Genomic DNA, 6,642 nt, shown 5'->3' with positions numbered 1-6,642 from the left:
CCGGGCCGGCGCCGGCCCGGCCCGGCTCCTAGAAGAACTCCGACCAGGGCTGGTCCCAGACCTGCTTGACGCACAGGACCAGGAAGAGGAGGCCCGCGACGACGAGCATGCCGTTGCTGAGGATGCCGTTGCGCCATGCGCGGGGGGTGCGGGCGGAGTTGAGGAGCCAGAGCAGGGTGAGGGCGAGGAAGGGCATGAAGGCGGCGCCCAGGACGCCGTAGAGGATGATCAGGCGGAAGGGCTGGCCCTCGAAGAGGAGGACCATGGGCGGGAAGGTCAGCCACAGCAGGTAGGCGCGGAACGGCCAGGACTTCTCCGGGCGGCCGGAGGCGATGGCCTCGCCCGTCGACACCTTCACCTTCTTCCGGCCGCGCGCCACGAAGTCGGCGAACATCAGGCTCACTCCGTGCCACACGCCGATCAGCGACGTGAACGACGTGGCGAAGAAGCCGATCAGGAAGAACTTCGCCGTCGCGGTGCCGTACCTGTCCTCCAGGACGTCGCTCAGCTGCACCAGGCCCTGGTCGCCCTTCTCCAGCGCGAGCCCCGCCGAGTGCAGGAGTTCGGCGCCGACGAAGAGCATCGCGACGACGAAGACGCCGGTGGTGACGTACGCGACGCGGTTGTCGAGGCGCATCACCTTCATCCACCCCGTGTCGGTCCAGCCCTTGGCGTTGACCCAGTAGCCGTACGCGGCCAGCGTGATCGTGCCGCCGACGCCGCCGATCAGGCCCAGGGTGTAGAGGACCGAGTCGTCCGCGTCGGGAAGGACCGGGAGCAGCCCGGCGAAGGCGTCCCCCAGGTTCGGGGCCACCCTGACCGCCAGGTAGACGGTCACCGCGAACATGACGCCCACCAGGACCGTCATGACCTTCTCGAAGACCGCGTACCGGTTGAACCAGACGAAGGCCAGACCCACCAGGGCACAGGCGATGCCCCACCATTCGAGGTCCATCACGTCCGGGAAGAGGGCCTGCAGGGGCAGCGCGCTCGACGACATCGCCGCCGCTCCGTAGACGAAGCCCCAGACGACGACGTAGAAGCCGAAGAAGTACGTGGTCCAGCGGCCCAGGCTCGCCCAGCCGTCGAACAGGGTGCGGCCGGTGGCCAGGTGCCAGCGGCCCGCCGCCTCGGCGAGGGAGATCTTCACCAGGCATCCGATGACCGCCGCCCACAGGAGGGTGTAGCCGAAGCTGCTGCCGGCGACGAGGGTGGCGACCAGGTCGCCGGCGCCCACTCCCGTCGCGGCGACGACGATGCCGGGGCCGATGTACCTCCAACTGGACTTGCGGGGCTGAGGGCCGGAGCCGGCGTCGGGTGGGGCTCCGGTGTCCTGGGTGTTTCCCGTGGTGTCCGCCATGAGGGCCAAGAAAGCGGATGGGTGCCCGTCGGGCAAGAGGGCGTGCCGGGATCCCCACCGGACGCGCGGGGACGCGGACGCCGCCCCCGGAGGCGATATTGACCTGATCATGACACGCGCGGACGATGACGGCACCGCACCACGCACGTCGCCATGAGCAACCCCACCTCCCACAAGGACACTTCATGCGACTTCGCACCCGCGGCAGACGCGGCGGACGCTCCGCCGTGCTCGCCGCGCTCCTCGCCCTGGCCCTCGCCGCGCCCGTGTCGATGACGGCCACGGAGGCCGGCGCCGACAGCGCGGAACGGGCCGCGCCGTCGGCCGACGACATCCGCCAGTACGAGATCCACCAGCACACGACTCCCGTGACCCGTACGGCGATCCAGCGGTCCGGGGTCACCGTGGACGAGGCCGACGAGGAGACGGTGGTCGTCTCCGGCCGCGCGGAACAGATCCGCACCCTGCGCCGGCAGGGGTACGAGGTCACGCCGTTGGGTTCGGCCCCCGACCGCTCCTCCGCCGGCGACGTCCGCCTGTTCGACTTCCCCTCGGCCGACTCCCGCTACCACAACTACGCCGAGATGAACGCGGAGATCGACCAGCGGCTGGCGGCGTACCCGAACATCATGAGCAAGCGGGTGATCGGCCGGTCCTACCAGGGCCGGGACATCGTCGCCATCAAGATCAGCGACAACGTGACGGCGGACGAGAACGAACCCGAGGTCCTGTTCACCCACCACCAGCACGCGCGCGAGCACCTGACCGTGGAGATGGCGCTGTACCTGCTGCGCGAGTTCGGCGCCGGCTACGGCAGCGACTCGCGGATCACCAACATGGTCAACGGCCGGGAGATCTGGATCGTCCCCGACCTCAACCCGGACGGCGGCGAGTACGACATCGCCACCGGCTCCTACCGTTCCTGGCGCAAGAACCGCCAGCCCAACTCCGGTTCGTCGTATGTCGGCACCGACCTGAACCGCAACTGGAACTACCGCTGGGGCTGCTGCAACGGCTCCTCCGGCTCCACCTCCTCCGAGACCTACCGGGGTTCGGCTCCCGAGTCCGCGCCCGAGGTGAAGGTCGTCGCCGACTTCGTGCGCAGCCGGGTCGTGGGCGGGGTGCAGCAGATCAAGGCGGGCGTCGACTTCCACACGTACAGCGAGCTGGTGCTGTGGCCGTTCGGCTACACCTACTCCGACACCACGACCGGGATGACGGCCGACGACCAGGCCGCCTTCCGGACCGTCGGCCAGAAGATGGCGGCGAGCAACGGCTACACGGCCCAGCAGTCCAGCGACCTGTACATCACGGACGGGTCGATCGACGACTACCTGTGGGGCACGCACAAGATCTTCGGCTACACCTACGAGATGTACCCGAGGTCCTCCTCGGGCGGCGGCTTCTACCCGCCCGACGAGGTCATCGAACGGGAGACGTCCCGCAACCGGGACGCCGTCCTGCAGCTCCTGGAGAACGCGGACTGCATGTACCGCTCCATCGGGAAGGCGGCGCAGTACTGCAGTTAGCGGTACCGCCGCCGCCCGTCGCGAGGAGCCCCCGCGGCGCCTAGACCGCGGGGCCGGCGTCCGGCCCGGGCTTGTCCGCGTCGTCGTCGGACGGGTCCGCGCCGGCGTCGGATCCGGTCTTGCCGGTGACGGCGTCCGGGTCCGACGGATCGGCGTCGGGCGAGTCCGTGCCGGGAGCCTCCGCCCCGGACGCCCCGGACGTCTCCGCCCCGGACGTCTCCGCCCCGGACGTCTCCGCCCCGGACGTCTCCGCCTCGGACGTCCCGTCGTCGAAGTAGGCGTCCAGGACCGCGTCCAGTTCCATGTCCCACGCGGCGAAGCGGCCGCGGGACGGGGCCTCGATCTCGATCGGGTACCAACGGCCTTCCGTGGTGTGGACGGTGACCGTGTACCGCTTGCCGAAGCGGGCGGTCTCCGTCTCCACCGCGCCGATCTCGTCCCAGCGGAACTCGCACGCCTGGTCGTCCAGCCGGAGCCGCACGCCGCTGTGATCGACGACGATCCCGGCCCGGCGGTCGGACGCCTCGAAGACGGGGCCGTCGGGGGCGGGCTCCCCCTCGGACGACCCGGCGGCCCCGGGGTCCGCGGAAGCCTCCGCGGTACCGGAAGTCCCGGGCTTCTCCGGTGAGGTCGCCGCCTCCGGCTCCGGCACCGCGTCCCGCGGCTCCTCCTCGCCCTTCGAGCCCTTCGCGTCCTTCACGTCCGCCTCGCGGTCGGACGTGCCGGACACGGGTGCGGTGAGCCCGGGAATGAAGGCCGGGTCGAATCCGGCGCCTTCCAGGGGCTGGGGCTGGCTGCTCGAACCTATGCGCTGCTCCACACCGGATGAGTATGGTGGACGATCCCGTGTGGAGCACAGCCAGCCCCTCACTTCGTTATCAGACGCCTACATGCGTCCCGCCGTCCGTATGAATCGGACGATGATCACACGGGGCGAGGCGGACGCGGCGTCAGACGAACAGGCTGAGCACCGCCGCGACCGCGAAGCCCGCGACCGACAGGACGCTCTCCAGCACCGTCCAGGTCTTCAGCGTGTCCCGCTCGCTGATGCCGAAGTACTTGGCGACCATCCAGAACCCGCCGTCGTTGACGTGCGAGGCGAAGATGGAGCCCGCGGAGATGGCCATGATGACCAGTGCCACGAACGCCTGCGAGTGGTCCCCCTCGGACAGCAGCGGGGCGACGATGCCCGCCGTCGTGACGATCGCCACCGTCGCCGAGCCCTGCGCCACCCGGAGCACCACGGAGATCAGGTACGACAGGACGATCACCGGCAGGCCGACGTCGTTGAACGTGTCGGACAGCGCCTGGGCGACGCCGCTCCCCTTGAGGACCGCGCCGAAGACACCGCCGGCGCCGACGACCAGCAGGATGTTGCCGACCGGCTTCAGCGAGGCCGTCGAGACGGTCTCCAGGGACTTGCGGGACCAGCCGCGGCGGATGCCGAGCAGGTAGTACGCCATGAACAGGGCGATGGTGAGCGCGACGAACGGGTGGCCGAAGAACTCGACGACCGAGCGCAGCGTGGACTCCTCCAGGGCGATCGAGGAGAACGTCGAGGCGAGGATCAGCAGGAGCGGCGTGCCGATGATGCCGAGGACGGTGCCGAGCGGCACGGGCGTCTCACGCGGTTCCACGCCCGCGGCGCGCTGCTCGTCGAGGACGGCCCGGCGGGACTCCTCGGCGGCCTCGACCATGTCCTGCGGGACGGCGACGAAGATCCGCCGGCCGATCCAGGCGGAGTAGACCCAGGCGGCGACGACGGCCGGGAGGCCGGTGACCACGCCCATGAGGATGACCCAGCCGAGGTCGACGTCGAGCAGTCCGGCGGCGGCGACCGGGCCGGGGTGCGGGGGCAGGAAGGCGTGGGTGACGGACAGGCCGGCGAGCAGGGGCAGGCAGTAGAGCAGGATCGACTTGCCGGAGCGCTTGGCGGCGGCGTAGACGATCGGCGCGAGGACGAAGATGCCGACGTCGAAGAAGACCGGGATGCCGAAGATCAGGCCGGTGAGGCCCATGGCGAGCGGGGCCCGCTTCTCGCCGAACAGGCCGAGCAGCCGCGACGCCAGGACCGCGGCGCCGCCGCTGACCTCGAGGATCGCGCCGAGCATGGTGCCGAGGCCGATGATGATCGCGACGTGGCCGAGGATGCCGCCCATGCCGGACTCGATGGTGGACACCGCGTCCGAGCGCTGGACCGTGCCGAAGAGTTCGGTGACCGACAGGCCGGCCATCAGGCCGACGGCTATGGAGACGCCGAGCAGCGCGACGAACGGCTGGAGCCGCACCTTGATGATCAGGAAGAGGAGCAGCGCGATGCCGAGGGCGGCGACGGTCAGCAGACCGGCGGTGCCGTCGACGAGGAGGAGCAGCCCTCCGGTGTGCGGTGGTGTCTCGGCCGCGGCGTCGGCGGCGAGCGGAAGGGACGGGTGGGACATTCGGGGGTCCTCTGCTTAAGCACATACGGCTTTCGGGCATGGGGGATCGCGGCACGGCGTCACAGGGGTGGCGGACGCCGTGCCGTGGCACACGGGGGTGTGAGGGGGTCGGGGCCTGTCCGGCGGACCGGGTCGGGGTGATGGCGGCATCCGTCCGGCCGGACGTGCCGGCCCCGCGTCCGCGGCGTGATCCGCCGGGCAGGCCCCGGGGAAGGGGTGAGTGCGCGTCAGCCCAGTACGGCCAGTGCGTCGATCTCGATGAGGAGTCCCGCGGGCAGGCCGACGTAGACGGTCGTGCGCGCGGCGGGCGGCTGGGTGAGGCCCTGCTCCTCGAAGTAGGTGTTGTAGAGGGCGTTCATCTCGGCGAAGTGGTCCACGTCGGTGAGGTAGACGCGGATCATCATCACGTCGTCCCAGGTGGCGCCGCCCTCTTCGAGGATCGCCTTGACGTTGGCGAGGGTCTGGAGGGTCTGCTCGCGCAGGGTGGGGCCGGCGGGCGTGGGCGCCCCGCCCTCCTCGGCGGGGAGGAACCCGACCTGGCCGGCGACCTGGAGGATGTTGCCCTTGCGCACGCCGTGGGAGAACTTCGCGGGCGGGGCGGTGTGCGTGCTCGGGGTGAGGGCGACCTTCTCGGTTTTCTCGGTCATGCGGGGCGGTCCTTCGCTGGAGTCACGGGAGTTCTGCCGGGGTCCGGCCGGAGTACTCGCCGCTGATCGCGTCCGCGGTGCGGCGGACCAGCGGGAGCAGGGTGAGGAGTTCGTCGGCGGTGACGACGACGTTCGGCGCGGAGACCGACATCGCGGCGACCACCCGGCCGTCGGCGCCGCGGATCGGCGCGGCGACGCAGTTGATGGACTCCTCGTGGCCACCGAGGTCGGTGGCCCAGCCCTGTTCGCGCACCTTCTCCAGCTCGCGCAGGAACGCGGCCGGGCCCGGTGTCGAACGGGGCGTGTACAGGGGGTAGTCGAGCTTCTCCGCGAGGGCGCGGCGCTCGTGTTCGGGCAGGTCGGCCAGGAGCAGCTTGGCCACGGCGGCGACGGTGAGGGCGACGGGCTTGCCGATCCGCGAGTACATGCGGACCGGGTAGCGGCTCTCCACCTTGTCGATGTAGAGGACCTCGTTCTCCTCGTGGACGGCGAGGTGCACGGTGTGGCCGCACTGCTCGTTGAGGCGGACGAGGTGGGCGTGGGCGATCTCGCGGACGTCGAGGTTCTCCATCGCCTCCTGGGCGAGGGCGAAGAGGCGGGCACCGAGCCGGTAGCGCTGGTCGGACTGGCGGTAGACGAGTCCGTGCTCGTGCAGGGTGCGCAGCAGC

General features: G+C 70.7%; 6 protein-coding genes. 1 reads left to right on the top strand and 5 read right to left on the bottom strand.

Going from position 1 to position 6,642, the window contains the following annotated elements; genetic code table 11:
- Positions 1-28: 28 nt before the first annotated feature.
- Complete coding sequence (locus tag AOK18_RS22160) at positions 29-1,360, bottom strand: Nramp family divalent metal transporter (protein ID WP_055571481.1); 1,332 nt, start codon at positions 1,358-1,360, stop codon at positions 29-31.
- A gap of 185 nt (positions 1,361-1,545) precedes the next feature.
- Between AOK18_RS22160 and AOK18_RS22155 the strand changes: the two genes are divergently transcribed.
- Complete coding sequence (locus tag AOK18_RS22155; RefSeq protein WP_055695482.1) at positions 1,546-2,889, top strand: M14 family metallopeptidase; 1,344 nt, start codon at positions 1,546-1,548, stop codon at positions 2,887-2,889.
- Between the two features lie 40 nt (positions 2,890-2,929).
- Here AOK18_RS22155 and AOK18_RS22150 read toward each other — a convergent pair whose 3' ends face one another.
- The 4 genes from AOK18_RS22150 to AOK18_RS22135 form a co-directional block, all read right to left on the bottom strand.
- Positions 2,930-3,709, bottom strand: coding sequence for a hypothetical protein (locus AOK18_RS22150; protein ID WP_240503272.1), 780 nt, complete (start codon positions 3,707-3,709; stop codon positions 2,930-2,932).
- Positions 3,710-3,839: 130 nt separating this feature from the next.
- Entirely contained in the window at positions 3,840-5,327 is a 1,488-nt protein-coding gene (locus AOK18_RS22145) for a GntP family permease (protein ID WP_055571478.1), read from the bottom strand.
- 227 nt (positions 5,328-5,554) lie between these two features.
- Complete coding sequence (locus AOK18_RS22140) at positions 5,555-5,974, bottom strand: RidA family protein (RefSeq protein ID WP_055571477.1); 420 nt, start codon at positions 5,972-5,974, stop codon at positions 5,555-5,557.
- Positions 5,975-5,996: 22 nt separating this feature from the next.
- Positions 5,997-6,642: IclR family transcriptional regulator (locus tag AOK18_RS22135; RefSeq protein ID WP_055695481.1), on the bottom strand; the 646-nt coding region annotated here is incomplete at its 5' end.

Source organism: Streptomyces prasinopilosus (assembly GCF_001419695.1).
In the GTDB taxonomy this organism is placed as follows: Bacteria; Actinomycetota; Actinomycetes; order Streptomycetales; family Streptomycetaceae; genus Streptomyces; species Streptomyces prasinopilosus.
The sequence above is the reverse complement of the archived record's forward strand: the minus strand, read 5'-3'. Positions and strand labels throughout refer to the sequence as shown.